The 21,934-nt window shown below is 57.3% G+C and carries 23 protein-coding genes; 10 read left to right on the forward strand and 13 right to left on the reverse strand.

Going from position 1 to position 21,934, the window contains the following annotated elements; genetic code table 11:
- Positions 1-11: 11 nt before the first annotated feature.
- Together DA792_RS21950 and paaN are read right to left on the reverse strand one after the other, a co-directional pair.
- Positions 12-1,157: an ABC transporter substrate-binding protein gene (locus tag DA792_RS21950; protein WP_107722915.1), complete on the reverse strand. Its 1,146-nt coding sequence runs from the start codon at positions 1,155-1,157 to the stop codon at positions 12-14.
- A gap of 37 nt (positions 1,158-1,194) precedes the next feature.
- Entirely contained in the window at positions 1,195-2,844 is a 1,650-nt protein-coding gene (gene paaN, locus DA792_RS21955) for a phenylacetic acid degradation protein PaaN (RefSeq protein ID WP_107722916.1), read from the reverse strand.
- A 115-nt stretch (positions 2,845-2,959) separates the two neighbouring features.
- Here paaN and paaG point away from each other — a divergent pair, with 115 nt between their 5' ends.
- The 4 genes from paaG to DA792_RS21975 all read left to right on the forward strand — a co-directional run bounded on the left by paaG (position 2,960) and on the right by DA792_RS21975 (position 6,229).
- Positions 2,960-3,748 carry a 2-(1,2-epoxy-1,2-dihydrophenyl)acetyl-CoA isomerase PaaG gene (gene paaG / locus DA792_RS21960; RefSeq protein ID WP_107722940.1) on the forward strand — a complete coding sequence of 263 codons (789 nt, stop codon included), beginning with the start codon at positions 2,960-2,962 and terminating at the stop codon, positions 3,746-3,748.
- A gap of 3 nt (positions 3,749-3,751) precedes the next feature.
- Positions 3,752-4,201: a hydroxyphenylacetyl-CoA thioesterase PaaI gene (paaI, locus tag DA792_RS21965; protein WP_107722917.1), complete on the forward strand. Its 450-nt coding sequence runs from the start codon at positions 3,752-3,754 to the stop codon at positions 4,199-4,201.
- Between the two features lie 30 nt (positions 4,202-4,231).
- Positions 4,232-5,539, forward strand: a complete 1,308-nt coding sequence (gene paaK, locus DA792_RS21970; RefSeq protein ID WP_107722918.1) for a phenylacetate--CoA ligase PaaK — start codon at positions 4,232-4,234, stop codon at positions 5,537-5,539.
- A gap of 90 nt (positions 5,540-5,629) precedes the next feature.
- Positions 5,630-6,229 carry a TetR/AcrR family transcriptional regulator gene (locus DA792_RS21975; protein ID WP_107722919.1) on the forward strand — a complete coding sequence of 200 codons (600 nt, stop codon included), beginning with the start codon at positions 5,630-5,632 and terminating at the stop codon, positions 6,227-6,229.
- Here the strand turns inward: DA792_RS21975 and DA792_RS21980 are convergent.
- From DA792_RS21980 to DA792_RS22030, 11 genes are all read right to left on the reverse strand, one after another.
- On the reverse strand, positions 6,213-6,833 hold the full coding sequence (locus DA792_RS21980) for an acyltransferase (protein WP_107722941.1): 621 nt from the start codon (positions 6,831-6,833) through the stop codon (positions 6,213-6,215). The genes DA792_RS21975 and DA792_RS21980 overlap by 17 nt on opposite strands.
- Positions 6,834-6,838: 5 nt before the next feature.
- Positions 6,839-8,908, reverse strand: coding sequence for a phenylacetic acid degradation bifunctional protein PaaZ (gene paaZ, locus DA792_RS21985; protein ID WP_107722920.1), 2,070 nt, complete (start codon positions 8,906-8,908; stop codon positions 6,839-6,841).
- 23 nt (positions 8,909-8,931) lie between these two features.
- Positions 8,932-9,696 (reverse strand): Phenylacetic acid catabolic protein, encoded by a 765-nt coding sequence (locus DA792_RS21990; RefSeq protein ID WP_107722921.1) that lies wholly within the window; start codon positions 9,694-9,696, stop codon positions 8,932-8,934.
- Positions 9,686-10,762, reverse strand: coding sequence for a 1,2-phenylacetyl-CoA epoxidase subunit PaaE (gene paaE, locus DA792_RS21995; protein WP_107722922.1), 1,077 nt, complete (start codon positions 10,760-10,762; stop codon positions 9,686-9,688). The genes DA792_RS21990 and paaE overlap by 11 nt, the downstream gene beginning before the upstream one ends.
- Before the next feature lie 72 nt (positions 10,763-10,834).
- Positions 10,835-11,356, reverse strand: a complete 522-nt coding sequence (paaD, locus tag DA792_RS22000) for a 1,2-phenylacetyl-CoA epoxidase subunit PaaD (RefSeq protein WP_107722923.1) — start codon at positions 11,354-11,356, stop codon at positions 10,835-10,837.
- Between the two features lie 5 nt (positions 11,357-11,361).
- Entirely contained in the window at positions 11,362-12,132 is a 771-nt protein-coding gene (gene paaC, locus DA792_RS22005) for a 1,2-phenylacetyl-CoA epoxidase subunit PaaC (protein WP_226946402.1), read from the reverse strand.
- Between the two features lie 68 nt (positions 12,133-12,200).
- Complete coding sequence (gene paaB, locus DA792_RS22010) at positions 12,201-12,488, reverse strand: 1,2-phenylacetyl-CoA epoxidase subunit PaaB (protein WP_107722925.1); 288 nt, start codon at positions 12,486-12,488, stop codon at positions 12,201-12,203.
- 26 nt (positions 12,489-12,514) lie between these two features.
- Complete coding sequence (gene paaA / locus DA792_RS22015; RefSeq protein WP_107722926.1) at positions 12,515-13,513, reverse strand: 1,2-phenylacetyl-CoA epoxidase subunit PaaA; 999 nt, start codon at positions 13,511-13,513, stop codon at positions 12,515-12,517.
- Between the two features lie 21 nt (positions 13,514-13,534).
- Positions 13,535-14,740 (reverse strand): 3-oxoadipyl-CoA thiolase, encoded by a 1,206-nt coding sequence (gene pcaF, locus DA792_RS22020; RefSeq protein WP_107722927.1) that lies wholly within the window; start codon positions 14,738-14,740, stop codon positions 13,535-13,537.
- A 148-nt stretch (positions 14,741-14,888) separates the two neighbouring features.
- Positions 14,889-15,722, reverse strand: coding sequence for a PaaX family transcriptional regulator (locus tag DA792_RS22025; protein ID WP_107722928.1), 834 nt, complete (start codon positions 15,720-15,722; stop codon positions 14,889-14,891).
- A 53-nt stretch (positions 15,723-15,775) separates the two neighbouring features.
- Entirely contained in the window at positions 15,776-16,654 is an 879-nt protein-coding gene (locus DA792_RS22030; protein ID WP_107722929.1) for a LysR family transcriptional regulator, read from the reverse strand.
- A gap of 99 nt (positions 16,655-16,753) precedes the next feature.
- On the opposite strand from DA792_RS22030, the gene styA reads away from it, so the two are divergent.
- The 6 genes from styA (at position 16,754) to DA792_RS22060 (ending at position 21,742) form a co-directional block, all read left to right on the forward strand.
- Complete coding sequence (gene styA / locus DA792_RS22035; RefSeq protein WP_107722930.1) at positions 16,754-18,004, forward strand: styrene monooxygenase subunit StyA; 1,251 nt, start codon at positions 16,754-16,756, stop codon at positions 18,002-18,004.
- A 66-nt stretch (positions 18,005-18,070) separates the two neighbouring features.
- On the forward strand, positions 18,071-18,712 hold the full coding sequence (locus DA792_RS22040; protein WP_107722931.1) for an OmpW/AlkL family protein: 642 nt from the start codon (positions 18,071-18,073) through the stop codon (positions 18,710-18,712).
- A 60-nt stretch (positions 18,713-18,772) separates the two neighbouring features.
- Positions 18,773-19,276: a flavin reductase family protein gene (locus DA792_RS22045; RefSeq protein WP_107722932.1), complete on the forward strand. Its 504-nt coding sequence runs from the start codon at positions 18,773-18,775 to the stop codon at positions 19,274-19,276.
- A gap of 56 nt (positions 19,277-19,332) precedes the next feature.
- On the forward strand, positions 19,333-19,881 hold the full coding sequence (gene styC / locus DA792_RS22050; RefSeq protein WP_226946403.1) for a styrene-oxide isomerase StyC: 549 nt from the start codon (positions 19,333-19,335) through the stop codon (positions 19,879-19,881).
- Between the two features lie 33 nt (positions 19,882-19,914).
- Complete coding sequence (locus DA792_RS22055) at positions 19,915-20,235, forward strand: EthD family reductase (RefSeq protein ID WP_107722860.1); 321 nt, start codon at positions 19,915-19,917, stop codon at positions 20,233-20,235.
- 115 nt (positions 20,236-20,350) lie between these two features.
- A complete protein-coding gene (locus DA792_RS22060; RefSeq protein ID WP_254679768.1) occupies positions 20,351-21,742 on the forward strand; it encodes an aldehyde dehydrogenase family protein in 1,392 nt (463 codons plus the stop codon).
- Positions 21,743-21,934: the final 192 nt, after the last annotated feature.

Raw genomic sequence — 21,934 nt, forward strand, 5'->3', positions numbered from 1 at the left:
GCGAGGATGGATCAATCAGCAGAGGTCCAGCGACCGTCCTTGATCTCAAGCATCCGGAAAGCGCTGAGATCGAGGCCAAGATGATCCTCGGGAGAGAAAGTATAAATGCCGGTGGTGCCAACGAGGCCGGAGGTTGCCTCAAGCGCATCGCGGATATCCGATGGGTCATCACTTCCCGCGCGTGCCATCGCGTCGGTCATCAACGCAAAGGCGTCATGCGCATAACCGCCAAAGGCCGAGACATCCTGATCGTATTTCGCTTTGTAGGACGAAATATAGGAGGTGACGACCGCGTATTGAGGGTCATTTTCGGCCAAGAGATCCGCGATCAGAAGTGCGGTGCCCGGCAAACGTACGCCTTCTGCGGCCTCAGGCCCGGCCAATTCAATGAACGCATTCGATGCAACGCCGTGGCTTCCATAAAGCGGGATGTCAAAGCCCAGTTGTGCAACGTTGCGGGTGACGATGGCGGGCCCTTGCCCAAAGCCTGGGTTGAGAACAGCCTGCACCCCTTCGGTATTGCGGATGCGGGTCAATTGCGGCGTCACGTCGGCGTCCTGCGGGCCATAGGTCTCGTCGGCGAGAACAGTGATGCCATAGGTGCCCGCAACATCCTTACACTGCGCCTGCATGGAGGCCCCGAAACCGTCGGTGCCCGAAATCATGCCGATGTTGGTGATGCCCTGCGCCGTCATGTCCGCAAATATCTTTTCACAAGCCATGCGGTCGGTGTGCGGTGTCTTGAACACGTTGACCCGCACCGGATCAATGATCGAAATTGCACCGGCGAGCGAGATAAAGGGGATGCCCTCGTCATCGGCCACCGACAGGATCGACATGGTGGTGCCGGTGGTCGAACCGCCGATAATGGCCACGACCTCGTCATCCTCGACCAAACGGGTCGCAAAAGTGCGCGCCTTGTTTGGGTCGCCACCGTCATCATAAAGCGTCAACTCAATTTCTTCGCCGTTGATGCCGCCGTTTGCGTTCAGTTTTTCGACCAGCATCTCAAGCGTTTTCGCCTGGGGGTCGCCCAGAAATGCCGCAGGGCCGGTCGCGGACAGGCTGGCGCCGAGGCGAATTTCGGCCTGTGATGCTGTCGCACCCAGTGCGATGAGCGTGGCCAATGCCGTTGTGTGTATGGTTTTGGCTTTCATGGTCTCTCCTCCCATTAAACTTTTTTGAAAGCTTGGATTAGGCTGCTTTAGGCCTTCGGATCATGACGCGCCGGAAACGCGGCGCGACAAAGGCGGCATCGGTCAGGCTGGCATTGCCAGCCGGGTTCGCGCCGGTGACGTGAAAGTCTGAAAATGCCGCCGATTGGTTGACGTAAATGTTGCCAGTGAGATTCACCGAAAGGTTCACGCCCGCCTTGGCAAAGGCTTTCGCGGCCGCATCAATCAGCGCGTCGTCCTGAGCATAGAGGGCAGCGGTGATCGCCCCTTTGCGTTTGGCCACATCCGCCGCGCGGGAAATCGCTTCCGCAGCATCGGCACAGGGGATGATAAAGGACACAGGTCCGAAACATTCCTCGTCTTGCGGACCCTGTATGCCATCAACCACAATCATCAGTGGCGTTGCGCTCTGGCCCTGCCCGGTCTCACCGCTCTCACGGATTACCTGGCCCGCCGCGCGCGCCTGGCCTATGCGCTCAAACGTGGCAGAGTTGATGATCGTGCCACAGACACCTGCCGCCCGGTCCGGGTCATCAAGCAGGGCGTCGATGGCCGAGGCAATACCGGCCACAACGTCGTCAAATCTTTTAGGCTCTTCGTCGGTCCCAATCCCACCCTCAGGAATGTAGATATTCTGCGGCGAGGTGCACATTTGACCGGAGTAAAGCGACAGGGAAAAAGCGAGGTTCGCGCACATCCCTTTGAAATCATCTGTTCCGGTGATGGTGACCGAATTCACTCCAGTTTCTTCGGTAAATACCTGTGCGGGTCCGGCATTGGCGCGGATCCAATCGGCAAAGCCCGAGGAGCCCGTGTAGTCGATGATTTTCACATCCGGGTGGCTCACGAGGGTTTTGGTGATTTCCGCTCCGGGCGCATCTGAGGCTAGAAGCACGGCATCTTGGGGCAATCCCGCTTCAGCAAATACCTCACGCAAAACACGGACGGTCAAGGCCAGCGGCAGAATGGCGCGGGGGTGCGGTTTGATGATCACGGGGTTTCCGGTGGCAAGGCTGGCGAAAATGCCCGGATAGCTGTTCCATGTGGGAAAGGTGTTGCAGCCAATGGTCAAAGAGACGCCACGCGGCATCAGATGCCACTGTTTTTCGATCACGATGGGGGCATGTTTGCCCTGTGGCTTTGTCCATGTGGCTTGGGTCGCGCTGCGGGTCATCTCACTCCAAGCCATGGCCAAGGCTTCAAGTCCACGATCTTGGGCGTGGGGTCCACCTGCCTGAAACGCCATGGCAAAGGCCTGTCCGGTTGTGTGCATGGTCGCGTGACCAAGCAGGAAACTCATTTTGTTGAGGCGGACCAATGCCTCAAGCAAAGCCCCCACGCGCACTTCAGGCCCAGCCTCGGCAAATGCCTCGGTCACGGCCTGTGACGCCATGACGAATGCGGCGGCATCTGTGGTGGGATAGGACATCGCCATATCCTTCCCCCAAGGGGACATCTCTGCCCCAACGCGGGCCGTCTCAGGATGCCCGGGTATTTCAAAGGCCTGTCCTATCAGGGCCTCAAAGGCGGCGTCGGCTTCTGCTCTCGCGGAGTTGCCATAGATTTTACCGCTGGGAATTTCGGGAAAAGGCGTCCAGAATTCACGCGTCTCCAACGCCCTCAGGGCGTCCTCAAGCAATCCGCTGTGGCGGTCGAACATGTTTTGCATTGTTCCTCCCAAAACTTGAATCACATTATTGACCGACCGGACGGTTTATGCAACAACAAATCTCATTCGCTCACTGGAGGGGGCTGGGAGGAACCGAATGATCACATCTGATACTATGTCTGATACCGTGCTGGCGTCGCTTGATGCCGGTGTTTTGACCTTAACACTGAACCGTCCGGATAAATTGAACTCCTTTAACCAGGAAATGCATCTTGCCCTGCGCGCACAAATCACCCGCGCTCATGAGGACAGTGAGATACGCGCTGTGCTTTTGACGGGTGCGGGTCGCGGGTTTTGTGCGGGACAGGATCTTGGCGATCGGGACCCCCGCAAAGGGGGCCCAAAACCCGATCTCGGCCATACGATCGAGACCTTTTACAATCCCACCCTGCGTTTGATCCGGGCCCTGGAAAAACCCGTCATCTGTGCTGTAAACGGTGTGGCGGCCGGCGCCGGGGCGAATATCGCTTTTGCCTGCGACATCGTCCTGGCGGCGAAATCGGCCAAATTCATCCAGGCTTTTTCCAAGATTGGCCTCATCCCCGATGCCGGTGGCAGTTGGACCTTGGCCCGCATCATCGGAGAACCGCGAGCCAAAGCTTTGACCATGACGGCCGAGCCTCTCATGGCTGAGACAGCGGCCGATTGGGGTCTGATTTGGAAAGCGGTGGAGGATGATGATCTTTTGGCGGAGGCTACGGCTTTGGCCGGACGGCTGGCGGCAGGACCAACGCTGGGTCTCGGACTGACCAAGCGAGTGATCCAAGAGGCCGCGACCACGGACCTCGATACTCATCTGGACCGTGAACGTGACCTTCAACGCGAAGCAGGGTACTCAGAGGACTATGCCGAGGGTGTGACCGCCTTCCTCGAAAAACGCGCTCCGACGTTCAAGGGGCGCTGACCCATGACAGATGTCACGCAACTGTCGCCACAGGCGCTGGCTGAGGCCTGTGCCAAGGTCATGTGGAATGACGATTCCGCCAGCCAACGCCTCGGTATGACCCTTGACCATATCGCCCCGGGTAAGGCTAAGCTGTCGATGACCATCACCAAAGCCATGTCAAACGGTCATGGAAATTGCCATGGTGGGTATCTCTTTACCTTGGCGGACAGCGCCTTTGCTTTTGCCTGTAATAGCTACAATCAGATCGCTGTGGCACAGCAGTGTTCGATCACCTACCTCATCCCCGGGCGCATCGGCGACCGGATGACGGCTGCCGCCTGTGCTGTGTCGCAACGGGGACGGTCCGGCCTCTACGATATTCGCATTACCAACCAAGACGGCGCGCATGTGGCCGAATTTCGCGGCCATTCTCGCACCATCAAGGGCACCCATCTGTCGATCGACACTTGATCGCACACTGACATTGCAAGGGAGGAAACCATGCAAAATCTGACACCGTCGCCCAAGGACCTTGATCCAATCGAAATCGCCTCGCGCGATGAAATCTCTGCGTTGCAATTTCACAGGATGAAACGGTCTCTCAGACACGCGTTCGAAAATTCACCGTTCTACCGCAACAGATTTATTGAATATGATGTTCACCCCGAAGATTTGAAGTCTCTTGAAGATATCGTCAAATTTCCCTTCACCAAAAAGCAGGATCTGCGCGACACTTATCCCTTTGGCATGTTTGCCGTACCGCAATCAAAGTTGGTGCGTATCCATGGATCGTCCGGCACCACCGGAAAACCAACCGTGGTCGGCTACACGGCCTCAGACATCGACCATTGGGCAAATCTGATCGCACGCTCAATCCGCGCGGCGGGCGGACGTCCCGGCGATATGCTGCACAATGCTTATGGCTATGGCCTGTTCACCGGCGGGATCGGTGCGCACTACGGGGCGGAGCGCCTCGGCTGTACCGTGGTCCCGATCTCTGGTGGCATGACTGAACGTCAGGTGACGTTGATTGATGATTTCAAGCCGCGCATTATCATGGTCACGCCTTCCTATATGTTGTCGATCCTCGATGAGTTCCGTCGTCAAGGTCTGGACCCGCGCGAAAGCTCACTTGAGATCGGCATTTTTGGTGCTGAACCGTGGACCAACGCGATGCGTGAGGAAATCGAAGAGGCGTTTGATATGCATGCCGTGGACATCTATGGCCTGTCCGAAGTGATGGGGCCCGGCGTGGCACAGGAATGCGTCGAGAGCAAAGATGGGTTGCACATATGGGAAGACCATTTCTACCCGGAAATTATTGACCCGATGACGGGGGAGACGCTGCCCGATGGTCAAATGGGGGAGCTTGTGTTCACCACGCTGACCAAAGAAGGCTTGCCGATGGTCCGCTACCGGACCGGTGACTTGACCCGCCTCTTGCCAGGCACGGCACGCTCAATGCGCCGGATCGAAAAAATCACGGGCCGCTCAGACGATATGATCATCCTGCGTGGCGTGAACGTGTTCCCAACCCAGATCGAAGAGCAGATTCTGAAATGCAAAGGCTTGTCCCCGCATTTCCAGATCGAGCTGACCCGCGCCGGCCGGATGGACACTCTGACGGTCCATGTCGAATGTGCACCCGGCTCAAGTGATGAAAGCACGCGCGAGGCTTCGGCCAAAGAGCTTGCTCACCACATCAAATCGGTTGTGGGGGTATCCACAAAGATCGACGTGCAGGATCCTGAGCAAATCGCCCGCTCAGAAGGCAAAGCCAAACGGGTTATAGACAACCGTAAAAATTGACTGCCCGTCCGGCTGGTCAATGAATTGCAAACTCTGTAAGCAGGGGGTAAAGAACCCCCTGCTTACCCGTTTCTAGGAAGTTTTCTGCTTATGGCCAGGACCCGCGCAAGTGATTTTGAAGAAAAACAAACCAGCCTCTTGTTGGATGCCGCTCATGTTTTTGCCACACTAGGCATGGAGAAAGCCTCCATGTCCCTGATCGCCTCAACGGCGGGGGTCTCAAAATCTTTGCTGTATCATTACTACCCCTCCAAGAGTGCCTTGATTTTTGCCATCATTCACACCCATTTGGAAGCTTTGGAGACGGCCCTCGCTCAGGCCAACGATGAATCGCTTGTCCCGGAAAAGCGCCTGGAAACCTTGGTGAGAACGGTGATTCAGGCCTATAAGGGCGCGGACGATCAGCATAAGGTTCAGCTGAACGCCGGAGCCGCGCTCTCAGAAGAGCAAAAGCAAAAAATTTCCACGCTTGAGCGACGGATCATTTCCTATTTTGCAAACGTCATCCGTGAGATCCATCCCAAGCTTGATCGTCCAGAGCGCCCGCTTTTGATGCCCGTCACCATGTCGCTTTTTGGTATGATGAACTGGGTCTATATGTGGTTTCGCGATGATGGCCCGATTGCCCGCGAAGACTATGCTGAAATCGCAACGACTCTGCTGCTTGAGGGCGTCAAGGCGGTGCGCTAAAGTCTTTGCGCTCCAACACCAGCGGATCAAAACGCGGTGCCGCCACACGACGCCGATTCGGCTCAACCTCGGAGAGGGGCGTGGCGGAGGCGAGTTTGTCTTTGGCCTCCAGGGCAAGCTGTTGATAGACGCCGGTGCCCCGACGTTTCCAATCAATTTCCACTTCGGTCAACTCACGAACCACGCGAGCCGGCGAGCCAACCGCCATGCAGTTGGGCGGAATCAGTGCCCCGGCCTTCACGAATGCCAGCGCGCCTAAGATGCTGTTCTCCCCGATCACCGCCTCGTCCATGACCACCGCATTCATCCCGACCATGGCGTTGGGCCCGATCCGACAGCCATGCAGCACAGCTCCGTGACCAATATGGCCAAGTTCTTCGACCAAAACGTCCTTCCCCGGAAAGGCATGGGCGACACAGGTTTCCTGCACATTCGATCCGGGCCGCAACGTGATCCGCCCGTAATCCCCGCGCAGCACTGCGCCGGGACCGACATAACAGCCGGCCCCCACGATCACATCCCCCACCAGCACCGCCGTTGGGTGGACAAAGGCCAGCGGGTCGATCACCGGCACCACGCCATCATAGGAAAACACCTGTGCCAAGGGGATCACACTTCTTCCGGCAAGGGCCAGGTTTTGGCGACCATGGTTAGCACATCATATTGCGCAACCACTTCGTCGCGCTGGTTGGTCACGCGACAGTCCCACCGCACTTCGCCATAGACCGCCGCCTCACGCGGGTTGATTTCTTTGCACGTCAATCGCACCCGGAGACTGTCGCCAAAATAAACCGGCGTCAAAAATCGCAGGTTGTCGACACCATAGTTCGCCAACACAGGGCCGGGGTTGGGTTCAACAAACAGCCCCGCCGCGAAGGACGCGATCAAATACCCATGTGCCACACGATCCTCAAAGAACGGGTTCGCTTTGGCTGCGGCGCTGTTCATGTGAGCATAGAAGGTGTCGCCGGTGAACTCGGCGAAATGTTCCACGTCTTCCTTGGTAACAACACGCGCCTCGGTGACAATCTGCTCGCCCAGCCGCAACTCCGCCAACGATTTGCGGAACGGGTGTTCCCCCGTTTGCGTGTCCGCGCCCTCAAGCCACTGTCCGGTGACTGCGGACAAAAGCCGCGGCGTACCCTGAATGGCCGTGCGTTGCATAAAGTGTTTGACCCCACGCATGCCGCCCATTTCTTCGCCGCCGCCTGCGCGTCCCGGACCGCCATGCACCAGCGGGGCCAGTGGCGCGCCGTGTCCGGTCGAAGATTTCGCCGACGCGCGGTTGCCCAGCATGACCCGCCCATGAAATGGGGCCAGGCCAAGCGCCACATTCTGCGCCACCTTTAGATCGTCGGTGAACAGGGAACTCACCAAGGAGCCTTTGCCCATCCGCGCCAGCGTCACGGCCTCCTCAGCCTCCTCATAGGCCATAACGGTCGCGACGGGACCAAAGGCTTCGACATTATGTGGGGCGCGCGCCGACAGGGGATTGGCACAGCGCATCAGCACCGGATTGAGAAACGCGCCCTTTTCGGCGTCCCCCGACACCAATATCACATCACCCGGAGCGCCCCAGACGATTTCGGCCTCACGGGCAATTTCGGCAATTTTGTCGCGCACGCCATCCCGATCCGAAATCGAGGCCAAAGCCCCCATCCGGACCGCCTCATCTTCGGGCAAACCCACGCTGGTCTGGGCCAGCCGCGCCGAAATCGCCTCGATCACGGCCTGCTCATGGGCTTTCGGGACAATGAGGCGTCGGATTGCGGTGCATTTTTGCCCGGCTTTCACGGTCATCTCACGCACGGCTTCCTTCACAAACAGATCAAATTCGGGGCTGTCTGGGCCTGCATCGCTGCCAAGAATCGCAGCGTTCAGGCTGTCGGCCTCCATGGTGAACCGGGTGGAATTTGCAATCACAGCTGGATGTGCTTTGAGCTTATGTCCGGTCGCCGCTGATCCGGTAAAGGTCACCGCATCCTGTCCGGTGATATGGTCAAGCATATCACCCACCGATCCACATATCAGTTGCAAAGCGCCTTCGGGCAAGATCTCCGTCTCGAGCATCCGGCGCACCACCAGTTCGGTCAGATAAGCGGTCTGCGAGGCGGGTTTGACCAGACAGGGCACGCCGGCAATCAGCGCAGGCGCAATTTTTTCCAACATGCCCCAGACTGGAAAGTTGAAGGCGTTGATATGGATTGCGATGCCGCTCAGCGGGGTCAGGATATGCTGCGCGACAAAACTGCCGTCGCGGGACAGTTGCTCGACGTCACCTTCGGGCAGGACTTTGGTGTTGGGCAATTCACGGCGTGCCTTGGAGGCAAAGGCCAGCATAGTACCGATGCCGCCGTCGATATCGACAAAGCCGTCCTTGCGCGTGGCACCAGTGGCAAAATTCTCCTGATAAAACTCTTCTTTCAGTTCCATCAGTTTGAGCGCGACCGCTTTCAGCATCAGAGCGCGTTCATGGAACGTATAGCCGCACAAGGCGGCACCGCCAACGTCGCGGCCCCAGTCCAGCGCCCCGGCAAAATCGATCCCGTCAGAACCGATAAAAGCATGTGTCACGCCCGTGGCAGCATTGGCCAGCGGTTTGCCCTCACCCTGCCCTGAGCGCCAGGCCCCTTGCACGTAACTTTCCAGCCGTCGCGCGGTGCGTCCCGTATCCAGCATTGCCTTGTCCTTCCAGTCTGTCTTTATATCAGCTTCAACGCCGCAAGCCGGGTTTCGGCATCGGCCCGCCACGCTTGCCGCAGGGTTTCATTGTCGGTTCGGCGCAGCCCCATCTCGCACAGCCGTGCAAAACGATCTGATTGCGCCGGACCAAAGGTCTCCGCCACGCGCGGCATCCAATACGCCACAGAGGCCCGTGCCACGGTCTGCTCTATGGCGTCTGTTGCGATCTGCTCAAGCGCTTCGAGTCCCAGCGCCATATGCCGTTGTTCGCAGGGCAAGATGTCGTGCAAAACCTCGGCCAGCGGCTGATATGAACAGTGAGACAGCTCTTTGAGGCTGTGCACCGTCGCGAGCCCCATCAGCACATTCATCACCACGGCATCGGTCCAGCCGGTGAGAGGGTAATGAAACACAGACAGGCGCATATCGCCGCCATGACGCTTGGCTTCCAGCGAACTCTCCCGGTTGACCCGCGCGGCCCAGTTGTGCGCTTTTTCGTAAAGTACTTTGTCGGTGCCAAAAGCCTCCATCAGATCAAGCACCCGCTCGGCGTGATCCGCCTTTTCCAACGTGATCCGGCTGGCTGCGATGCGCGCCTTGATCCCCGGTGCCATGTTGATCGTCGCCGCGAAACCGGCGGAACCTGCCAGTTCGCTGTCCACAAAGGACGACATCAACCGCAGCAATTCCCCGCGATAGCGAGAGGCCACATTTTCGGGTGAGCTTAGGCGACCCCCGCGGGCAAGATAGGCGCCAGTGTCCATGGTATCAGGATCATTCGTCATAGCTCAGCACCACCTTGTCAGAGAGCGGAATACATTGGCACGACAGGACATAGCCGGCCCGCACTTCGTAATCCTCAAGCGCGTGGTTGATTTCCATCTCGACCTCACCCTCAAGCACCTTGGCGCGGCAGGTCGAACACACGCCGGCCTTACACGCATAAGGCGCGTCCATATTGTTGCTGAGTGCCGCGTCCAACACGACCGTGCCGTCTTTAGGCATCGTGAAATTGCGCGTCACCCCATCGAGCGTCACTGACACGTCACAGGTGTTTCCCACAGACCCGGTCCGGTGTGACACAGCCCGTTTTTTGGCGCGCCCGCCCTGTCCCGAGGCGAACAGCTCGAACTTAATTTGCGCGTCGCTCAAGCCCTGTTTGCGCAGGCTGTCAGCGATGGTCAGCATCATCGGTTCTGGACCACAAATAAAGGCGGTGTCGATGCTGTCGGCGTCGATCCAAAGACGGAACAGCATATCCATTTTATCCGCGTCGATGCGCCCGGTGAACAGGTCGATTTCCTGACCTTCACTTTCAAGGATATGCACCACAGAAAAGCGGCCAAGGTAGGTGTTTTTGAGATCTTCCAACTCTTCGCGGAACATGATCGAGCCAACCTGCCGATTGGCATAGACCAGGGTGAAAGCGGCCTTTGGTTCGCGCGCAAGCACGGTTTTGATGATCGACAGAACCGGAGTGATCCCCGACCCGCCAGCAAAACCAAGGTACTCTTTGGCCTTCTCAGGTTCGATCTGGGTATAGAATCGGCCCTGCGGCGGCATCGCATCCAAGGTGTCGCCGAGTTTGAGTTCTTCGTTCATCCATGTGGAAAAGGTGCCACCATCGACACGCTTGACGCCGACCTTCAGGCATCCTTCGTCAAGCCCAGAACAGATCGAGTAGGAACGGCGCAATTCCTCCCCCTCAAAATCGCGGCGAAACGTTAGGTATTGGCCCTGTGTAAAGGCAAAGACCGTAGCAGCGGCCTCTTTTGATTTCAAAGTAACAACCACGGCATCGCGCGTTTCGCGACGGATATCCATGACCTCAAGGGGATGAAAACGGGACATATCAGACCTCCTCCTGTCCGAACAAATCGTGAAATGATGAACAGGGCGATTTAAGTCGCCCCGACGTCGGCCTCAGTGGCATTTGAAATAGTCAAACGGCTCAAGACAGTCCTTGCAGCGGTAGTTGGCCTTGCACGGTGTGGAACCGAACTGACTGACTTTCTCGGTGTGGGTCGAGCCACAGCGCGGACATGCAATGACAAGGTTTGCCCCCCCCGCAAGCCGCTCGGCGCGCGCCGCCAGATGACCATCTGATGCGGTCCCGTCGACCGGTGGCGCAATGCCATAGTCCTTAAGTTTGTCGCGCGCTGCGGGGGTGATCCAATCGGTGGTCCAAGGCGGCGACAGGCGCCGTTCCAGCCGCAGTTTTTCAATGCCTTTGCTACGCAGATGCGTCTCGATGTCAAAATCGATCACCGCCAAAGCGGGGCAACCGGAATAGGTTGGCGTAACCGCCACCATCAACGTGTCGCCCTCATAGGCGACCTCGCGGATGATACCTAAATCTGTCACCGAGATCACCGGAATTTCCGGGTCAGGTACTTCACCAAGCCAGTCCCAAACTTGATCAACGGAGGGCAGTGTGCGATTCATTCAGATCACCATGCAGCCCCGGGATAGGCCCGCTGCAAAAACTGCATTTCCGCCAGAATAAAGCCCAGATGCTCGGTGTGCCGCCCTTGCTTGCCGCCGCGGTGTACATCGGCCGAGCGTTCCGGCAGGGACAAGGTCGCCTCGTTCAACACCTCACGCAAGGTCGCGGTCCATGCGTCTTTGATCTCGGAAGGGCGCGGTGCGATCCCGGCCTTGGCAACTGCCGCGTCCACGTCATCCTCCAAAAACAACTCGCCCGTATAGGGCCAAAGGTGATCAAGCGCGGCCTGCATCCGAACATGGCTTTCGTCCGTTCCGTCCCCGAGCCGGATCACCAGATCGGAACTGCGCTCAAGGTGATAGGCCACCTCTTTCAACGCTTTCACGGCAATCTCTGCCACGCGCGGGCTTGCAGATGTGGTGAGCCGCGTCAGCAGCTCATAGTGCCAGGCATCGTATAAGAATTCACGCATCAGCGTCTGTCCGATGTCACCGTTGGGCACTTCGACAAGCTGCACATTTCGGAACTTCATCGCGTCGCGAAGATAGGCAATATTGTCTGCGGTATGGCCTTTGCCTTCGACCTCGGCGGCGAGACCCAGCCACATTTGAGTGTGGCCAATCAGGTCAAGCGCGGTGTTGGCCAGCGCAATATCCTCTTCCAGTGCGGGCCCATGACCGCACCATTCCGAGGTCCGATGGCCAAGCACCAAAGTGTTGTCCCCGATCCGACAAAGCCAATCAAAAAAGACGGGTTTGAATGCCTCGTCCGTCACATAGGAATCCTGGGGATCCTGCGAAGCCGATCCAGCCACGCCCGGTTCCCGTTCACTCACGGCCGACATCACATATGCCCCACTTCGTCGGGAATATCGAAAAAGGTCGGGTGGCGATAAACTTTGCTTTCCGCCGGATCAAACAGCGGCCCCTTATCCGACGGGGCCGATGCGGTGATTGCCGCCGACGGCACGACCCAGATCGAAACACCCTCCTTGCGACGCGTATAAACGTCACGGGCATGGTTGATCGCCATTTCTGCGTCCGACGCGTGCAGGCTGCCCACATGGCGGTGGTTCAGACCGTGCTGGCCTCGAATAAAAATTTCCCAAAGGGGCCATTCTTTTTTTGACATGTCGTGTCCTCCTCACTCCACTGTGTTCACTCGGCAGCCAGGCCGGCCGTCTTCCGCCGCTGTACGGCTTTGTCTGCATAGGCAACCAGCCCGTCGCGAAACCATTCCCCGTCGTCCCAGGCTTTTTTCCGCGCGCCAAGACGCTCTTCGTTGCAGGGGCCGTTGCCTTTGATCACCTCGAAAAACTCGGCCCAGTCGGGTTGTGAAAAATCGTAATCCCCACGCTCTTCGTTCCACTTGAGATCCGGGTCCGGCACGCTCAAACCAAGGTATTCGGCCTGCGGCACAGTTTGGTCGACAAACTTCTGGCGCAGCTCGTCATTGGTATCGATCTTGATTTTCCACGCCAGAGATTGAGCGGAATGCACCGAATCCTTGTCCGAAGGACCGAACATCATCAACGCCGGATACCAAAAGCGATTAAGCGCATCTTGGGCCATTTCTTTTTGCTCGGGTGTGCCATTCGCCATCTTCATCATGATGGAATAGCCCTGTCGCTGGTGGAACGACTCTTCCTTGCAAATGCGGATCATCGCGCGGGAATAGGGGCCATAAGACGTGCGTTGCAACGGCACCTGGTTCATGATGGCGGCACCATCGACCAGCCACCCCACAGCGCCCATATCGGCCCAATTCAGCGTGGGATAGTTGAAGATCGAGCTGTATTTCATCGCGCCAGACAACAGTTTTTCGGTGAGATCATCACGCGACACACCCAGCGTCTCGGCGGCAGAATAAAGATATAGCCCATGCCCCGCTTCGTCCTGCACTTTGGCCAAAAGGATGGCCTTACGCTCCAACGTCGGCGCGCGTGTCACCCAATTCCCTTCAGGCAGTTGGCCGACGATTTCCGAATGGGCGTGTTGACCGATCTGGCGGATCAGCGTTTTACGGTAACCCTCCGGCATCCATTCCTTTGGTTCGATTTTTTCGTTGCGGTCGATCCGCTCCTGAAAGACGCGTTCCTCGGGGGTCATCCCCTCCGGGGACTTCATGCCTTCCGATTCCACCATCTGTGCATACATAGTCGTGCCTCCCTAAAAGGTTCAAATACGTTCGATAATCATGGCGATACCCTGCCCGACGCCCACACACATGGTGCAAAGCGCATAGCGCCCACCCGTGCGGTGGAGTTGTCGGGTCGCCGTCAGAACCAGACGCGCGCCTGACATACCCAGCGGGTGACCTATCGCAATGGCCCCACCATTTGCGTTTACATGGGCGGCGTCATCGGACAGGCCAAGTTCGCGCAGCACGGCAAGCCCCTGTGCGGCAAAGGCCTCATTCAATTCAATCACGTCCATCTGTTCAAGGCTCATTCCCGCACGCGCCAGAACCCGGTGTGTTGCGGGCACCGGTCCCACCCCCATGATGCGCGGCGCAACACCTGCCGCCGCCATGGCGACAACGCGCGCCTTAGGCGTCAGACCATTGGCCTTAGCCGCAGCTTCTGAGGCAACGATCACACCCGCAGCGCCGTCATTCACGCCGCTGGCATTGCCCGCTGTCACGCTCAGTTCCGGGCCGTTCACGCCACGCAATCTCGCAAGGCTCTCAGCCGTCGTACCCGGGCGCGGATGTTCATCGGTGTCTACAATCAGCGGATCGCCCTTGCGTTGCGGGATGCGGACTGGGACTATTTCCTCGGCAAACACACCAGCCGCCTGAGCCTTGGCCCAACGGGCCTGACTGCGCGCAGCAAACGCATCCTGATCGGCGCGGCTTATGCCGTACTCCTCGGCCACATTGTCAGCGGTTTCCGGCATTGAATGCGTGCCAAAAACTGTGTCCATCTTGGGGTTTTTGAACCGCCAGCCGATGGTCGTATCGTAAATCTCGGCATTGCGCGAAAACGCCGATGTGGCCTTGGCGACCACAAAGGGTGCCCGGCTCATGCTTTCAACGCCTCCCGCCAGCAAAATGTCTCCATCGCCAGCGCGGATGGTCCGGGCGGCAAGCCCGATGGCATCCATCCCCGACCCACACAAACGATTGACGGTGGTGCCCGGCACTTCGATCGGGACACCGGCCAAAAGTGCCGCCATGCGCGCCACGTTGCGGTTGTCTTCGCCGGCTTGGTTTGCACAGCCCAAGATCACGTCATCAATCTGTGCCCAATCCACGTCGGGATTGCGGTCGATCAACGCGCGCAATGGGATTGCGGCAAGATCATCCGCCCGCACCCCTGACAGCGCTCCGCCATATCGGCCGACCGGAGTCCGCACCGCATCACAGATGAAAGCTTCTGGCATATATATCTCCTCCGCCACGATTCGGTCCACCCCTCAAATTGATCGACCGATCGGTCGTTGATATAGATGAGCAAACATCACATGTAAATCAGAATTATTTTTTTTTTGTGATGTTTTGAGGTGCAGCGCTGCTAAAGCTGCCAACGAGTCATGCAAGCGACGCCCGTAACCGGGCAAGTCTGGTCAACGTGGCCTTGGTATCGCGTGGCAGAAATCCGCTCTGATTCTGGAACTGCGCGGCAATATGCCTGTCGGCTGCCGGAGAAAGCGCGAGATACAATCGCGTGAAAAGATCCTGGGCCGCATCGGCAGGCCATTCATCCGGGCAAGCATGCAGTGGCAGTTGCGGATCCGCCAACGCGGCACGCCGATAGTCATCGACAAGCCTTAGCCGCAATGTCAATGCCGTACTCCCACTGGCCGTCGCTTCATCAAGCCGCTCCATCAGATGAGCGTAGCGATCAATGACACGCTTGTAAGCGGTGGCGACATCGCACAGGGGCCAGTTCTGCGCAGCCAATGCAGGTATGTGTCCGGACACGGGATGCGCTTCAAAGATCACGCCATCAATGGCGCGCAAGTCGGTCCTTGCTGGAGCCAGAGCAACACCCGAGGCTAGACGCACCCATGGGAATGGCGCTTCGCCGCAAGCATCGGGCTCACGAAGCGCGACGAGCCAGCTTTCGGGTGTCGGGGGTGAATCGAAAAGAATGCGAGCGGCATCGCGAAATTCGGCTTGGGCAGCAGTCGAGAGGCGGTAAAAACTTTTGCGTCCCAAGCGCGCACCCTCCAGCCGTCCCGAACTGACGAGCCGCGACACGGCGGTGCGCACTAAGCTTTCGCTGATACCGTGTTCAGCACAACACTCAATGAGCGCGCCCATCCATAGCGTTCCGCCGCGAGGTTCAACCACGTCGCCGTATATCGTCACAATAAAATCGGGCGCGCGGGGGGGCGATACGGTGAGAAGAGGGTCGGTCATTCGGTTTTCACGTTATCCTGTTTATGACTCTTTAGTAATTTGCTTGAACCCGGTTACATACTGCCGACACGCGAGATCAGAAAATCTATGAGCGCACGGAGTCGACGCGGGAAAATTTTGGCCTCAGGAAAGACTATTCGGATCGGAATTGGTGCCAGCACATAGTCGGGTAAAACTTGTTCGAGTGCTGGCTTAGAATGAATAATCCAATCCGGTAAAATTGCCAGACCGACGTTTTGCCATGCAGCGCCTTCAGCAAAATCGACATCGTTCCCCTGCAACCTTGAGCAAATGGTGATCGACTGGCGTCCGTCCTCCGAGTCGAAGGTAAGCACATCAGATGGGTAAGCCCGTGGCACGAGGAGCGCATGCTGCTCTAGCTCGAGCGGAATCGACGGGCGCCCGTGATTTCTCAGATAGTCCGGCGCGCCCACCACAATCCAGTGATGATTGCTGAGCAAGCGCTGTCGGTACGGACCTTCCAGTGCTGGGGTGCCAATGATGGCGAGGTCAAGCTTTGCATCAAGCAGGTCTGGGGGGCGGCGGTGTAGCGTGACATCGACAGTCAGCCCGGGATAAAGCTCCAGGAACTCGATCAAGAGCGGTAGCAGCACTCGCCGACCGTACGAATGCGGCGCAGAAATTCGCATGGTCCCGGAGATACGCGGGAGCTCTCCGTGGGCGACGCGCATCACCTCGGCGCGGGCGTCCAACATGTGTCGTACATGAGGTATCAGTTCCTCCGCTTCTCTCGTCGGGTACATTCGCCGGGTGGAACGAATGAAAAGCTGAATTCCCAGAGAGGCTTCGAGCGCGGCGATCTGCTTGCTGACCGTAGCCTGCGGAACGTTCAATGCTCGTGAGGTCTGGGAAAAATTCCTGCGATCCATGAGTTCGGCGAAGATTTCGTAGGCCTGAAGCCGATCGCTCATATCGATTTATTCCATTTTTGATAAGTCATATGCGATAATTTATCTTTCATTGACCGACCTGTCGATCTATTTTTACACAGGAGATCAAGGGAGGAAGCTATGACAAAGAAAATTGCCATCATTGGTGCGGGCACTGCGGGGCTGCAACTGGGGCTCTACCTGCTGCAAAAAGGGATCACACCACGTCTGTACACAGACCGTGCTCCCGAGGACTACGCAGGTTCGCGATTGATGAACACGGTCGCCCACCACCATGTTACGGTCGAGCGTGAGGATATACTCGGATGCAATCACTGGCCATCGAAGGAATACGGCTATTTCGGTCACTACTACTACATCGGCACGCCGGACCCGATCCATATCTTTGGCGACTTGGCGCAACCCAGCCGCGCCGTCGACTACCGCATCTATCAGCCGGCGCTCTTGCAAGACTATATCGACCGCGGCGGCGAGGTGGTTTACGGTCCTGTTGAGCATGACCAGATCGAATGCATTTCTGACGAGAGCGACCTTACCGTAATTTGTACCGGCAAAGGCGCGATCGGACAGATGTTTGGCCGCGATGACAGCTACTCTCCTTACGAACGCCCGCAACGAATGCTCTGCGTCGGTTTGTTCAAAGGCATCGCTGAGACCGAAACGCGCGCTGTGACGATGTATTTTTCTCCTGGCGCCGGCGAACTTATCGAGATCCCGACGTGGTCGTTCAACGGGTTCTGCAAGGCTCTCGTCTTTGAAAACCACATTGGCGGAGATCTTGAGATCCTCGCCCGCACCAAATATGATGATGACCCGCGTGCGTTCCTTGATCTGATGCTCGAGAAGATCAAAGCACACTACCCGACTCTTTATGCGCGCATTGATCGCGATGAGTTCGATCTTGCCAATTCGCCAATGGATATTTTGCAGGGCGGTGTCACCCCCACTGTTCGCAAGAGCCACACGCGGCTTGGCAATGGAAAGTTGGCAATTGCCCTGGGTGACGTCCATGCTGTCGTTGATCCGGTGCTGGGGCAAGGGGCCAATATGGCATCCTATGCTGCGGTCATTCTTGGTGAGGAGATCGTTGAAAACGACGTCTTCGACCAGCGCTTCCTAGAGAAGTTCGATGCACGCCGTGGCGACCGCGTCGTATGCGCAACCCGCTGGACAAACTACATGCTCGACAATTTGGCGTCTCTCGATCCGAGTCTGTTGGAGTTCATCGGCGGCATGGCGCAAAACCGCGCACTGGCAGATCAGTTCACCGAAGGCTTCAACCATCCTGAGCGTCAGTGGGATATCTTCTCCAGCCCTGAGCGTGTGAGGTCCACCATAGCAAGCGCACAGCAGGCGATGGCGGCCGAGTGAGGAAAATCGGTGCAGCGTGCAACCTGCGCCAGTTTTTGCCAGGGTTTTGCTAGGAAAAAATAGATTATGAAAACCAAACTAATCTGCGCGGCAGCACTGCTTGCTGCAACCGCCACACATGTGCAGGCTCAGGATGCTGGGCCCTGGTCGCTACGGCTCGGGTTGTCGCATATCGGGATGAATGAAAGCGCCGACATTTCACTGGGAGGTGCTACGGTTCCGGGCGCGAGCTTCACCACTGACGATGATTTGACGCCGACAATTGGCATCGGATATCGCTTTTCGGAGCGTTTTTCGGCAGAGTTAACTGTTGGTATCCCACCCACCGCCACCTTGAACGGTTCAGGGCCACTCTCTGGCCTCGAATTGGGCAAGGTCACTTATGGGCCGGCCACATTGACCGGACTCTATCATTTCCCTGAATTCGGCAATGGCCTTGATGCCTATGTCGGCGGCGGCGTGAATTATACGATTATTTTTGACACGAGTGATGGCGCGATTGATGGCTTCGACGTGGACAATGCGTTTGCGCCGATCATTCAGGCTGGAATTGAGGGACCCTTGGGCAACAAGACGGGATGGTTCCTCGATGCGAAGTACATCGCACTTGAGACCAAGGCGCGTGGTACCGTTGGTGGGGTGCCAGCAGAAGCAGACATTACGCTTGATCCCCTGATCGTAACTGCGGGCGTCGTCGTACACTTTTAAATTTAAAAGCATTGACGCTCATCATTTCTCACAGGGCAAGCAAGAAAAAAGGAGAAGATCATGGTTGATGATCAAACATTTCGCGCGGCTCTCGCTGAATTGGCTGCGGGGGTAAACATCGTAACCACTCGCCTCGGAGAGGAGCGCCGAGGCATCACAGCGACCGCTGTCTGTTCAGTATGCGCAGAGCCCGCAACAATTCTGGCCTGCACTAACCAAAACACCGGGACCTTCAAGATGATCCGCGACGCGGGTCATTTCGCAGTCAATATTCTCGATTATGAACACCAGAACACTGCTGAAACTTTCGCCGGGCGGAGTGGGCTTCAAGGCGATGATCGGTTTGAGTCGTCGGCTTGGGCAAATGGAGATGTCCTGGGGATGCCAGTTCTGAATGGCGCAACCGCCTTGGAATGCGAAATTTCAGAGATCGTCAATTCCGGGACGCATGCAGTAATATTCGGTCGCGTAGTTGGCGCCAAGGTTCAGGGTATCACGCCCTTGGTTTACCATGGCGGTAGCTTTCGCGGCCTGACCGACGCCAACAAACGGGTGCCAGCCTGAGATTTCCGGGTTCGTAGAAAAAATGTCACGGACCATCAACACTAAGGGAGGATACTATGACTGACGAACACGTCGAACCGTGGAAGCTTACACTCCGCGACATTATGGCCGGGAACGGTGTACTGATGATTTTTGCTGCACTGGTGGGTGGGCTTGGCTACTGGATGTTCTTGCTGGGCGGCTTCGAGATTGTCCCGGGCTTTTTCGTCTCCTTTCAACTGCCCGGCACCGAACATGGATGGCGCGGAACCCATACCGGGCCAGTCTTGAACGGTCTTATGACAATCGCAGTCGCATTTGTTATACCTCATCTGAATTTCTCGGAAAAATGGGGTAAGATTTGGGGCTGGATCGTCATGCTGGACGGTTGGTCGAACGTTGTTTTCTATTGGGGATCCAACTTTTCGCCGAACCGGGCCCTAGCATTTGGCGACACGCCAATCGGCCCGTCCAACATTTTCAGCTTCATCGGACTCGCTCCGGCGTATGTGTTCGGCGTGCTGAACATGATCGCTCTGGTGGCGATTGGGCGTCAGGCAATAATCGTCGCAAAATCGCGCCGTGACAGAGGTGACCTCGCTGTAGGGACCCGCGGCGTCGTTTGACGGCAATGCCTCATCTCATAAAAGGAGGGATCTATGTATTGTCTTTGCGTTGAATATCCCACCCCGGTCGACCCGGACTACTTTAGGAACTATTACGATACGAGGCATCTCCCACTTGCGCAGCGACTCCCAGGTCTGATTTCCTACGAAGTGGCCTATCCTTCGCCGCTTAGGGAAGGTGCGCACTCGCCCTTCTGTGTCTTTCGCGCCTATTTCGCGTCGCCTGACGACATGCAGAAGGCCCTGTTTTCGGAAGAGGGGTCGGAAGTTGCCAGCGATGTGCCGAACTACTCGCCGAATGGGTGTCATATGTTTCACCATCCGGTCAATCTCACAAAGCAGGCTGCGGCATGACGCGGGGTTCACAGCACAAATCCGCGTTGCATGGGAAAGTTGGCAGCGAGCCTGTTGGCCAATTCCTATCCCGCGTTTTGCACTTCTTCAGAGGAAATTCCACCATGTCCACGACATTAAGCCCCGAACGTCCCATGTCCACAAATGGGGCGACCTTTCCTGTCCTCAACCCTCGTCGGGTGAGGTAGCAGGATATGCCCCGAACGCCTCGCTCGCCGATCTCGATATTGCAGTGGCCGCTGCACAAGCCGCATTTAAAACTTGGTCCAAACTGTCTTCTGACGAGCTTCAAGCATATTGTGAAAAGGTCGCGACCACGATTGGCGAACATGCCGAGGAGCTGGCCGTTCTGATCACCAAGGAACAGGGCAAGCCTCTGAACGGACTTGGCTCGCGCTGGGAACTCGGTGGCGCGCAGGCTTGGGCCGGCTATTCCGCAAGCCTGTCGCTGCCAGTCAAGATCCTTCAAGACAATAACGAGGGCCATGTCGAACTGCACCGTAAACCCCTTGGCGTGGTCGGCTCCATCACCCCGTGGAACTTCCCCGTGATGATCGCGATTTGGCACATCATGCCGGCGCTGCGCACCGGCAATACCGTGGTGGTCAAGCCCTCACCCTTAACGCCACTTTCAACCATACGTCTTGGGGAGATTATGAGTGAGGTCCTGCCCTCAGGCGTGGTCAATGTCGTGACCGGCGACGACAAGGCGCTCAACCTCGGAGCCGCCATGTCGGCCCACACGGGCATCCGCAAGATCGTTTTCACCGGCTCTTGCGCGACGGGTCAGAAGGTCATGCAATCGGCCGCCGAAACCATGAAGCGTCTAACGCTGGAGATGGGCGGCAATGACGCCGGTATCGTCCTTCCCGATGCTGATCCCAAGGCGATTGCAGAGGGGCTGTTTTGGGGCGCGTTCATCAACAACGGCCAGACTTGCGCGGCCATGAAGCGCCTGTATGTACACGACTCGATCTATGACGAGGTCTGCGAAAACCTGGTCGCCTTTGCCAAGAACATTCCGGTCGGCGACGGGATGAACGAGGACAGCGTCCTTGGGCCGATTCAGAACGCCATGCAATTCGACAAGGTGCGGCGGCTTGTCGATGCGGGCGAGTCTGAGGGCCGGGTGCTTCTCGGCGGCGTGCCAGGCGAGGGTCTGTTCTTTCCGCCCACCATCATCGCCGACCTGTCGCAAGACAACCTTCTGGTCACCGAGGAGCAGTTTGGCCCGGTGCTTCCTGTGATCCGCTACACGGATGTGGAAAAGGCCATCGCGGCGGCGAATGACTCAAACAATGGTCTGGGAGGCTCGATCTGGACCTCCGACATCGAGAAAGGCCGCGAACTTGCCAAGCGGATGGAATGCGGATCGGTCTGGATCAACAAGCACGGTGCCATCCAGCCAAACGCGCCTTTCGGTGGGGTTAAGCAATCTGGCCTTGGGGTCGAGTTTGGCGAAGAGGGTCTCGCTGAGTATACTGATATTCAGGTGATCTTCTCTTAAACTTAGGATCGCAAAATCAAAGGAGCGGAACTCGAGATCGATCCGCTTCCACTTTCACGGATCGAATTCCCCCTCGGTTCGGGTAAGTTAAAATATTTGTATGGTCCAACCGAATGAAGGAGATCTGAGTGCTGGAATATCTTTAAATGTTCAACTCTCATTGAAAAAGAGCCAAAGAAAGGGAAGCCCGGG

The organism is Celeribacter baekdonensis (assembly GCF_003047105.1).
Lineage (GTDB): Bacteria > Pseudomonadota > Alphaproteobacteria > Rhodobacterales > Rhodobacteraceae > Celeribacter > Celeribacter baekdonensis_B.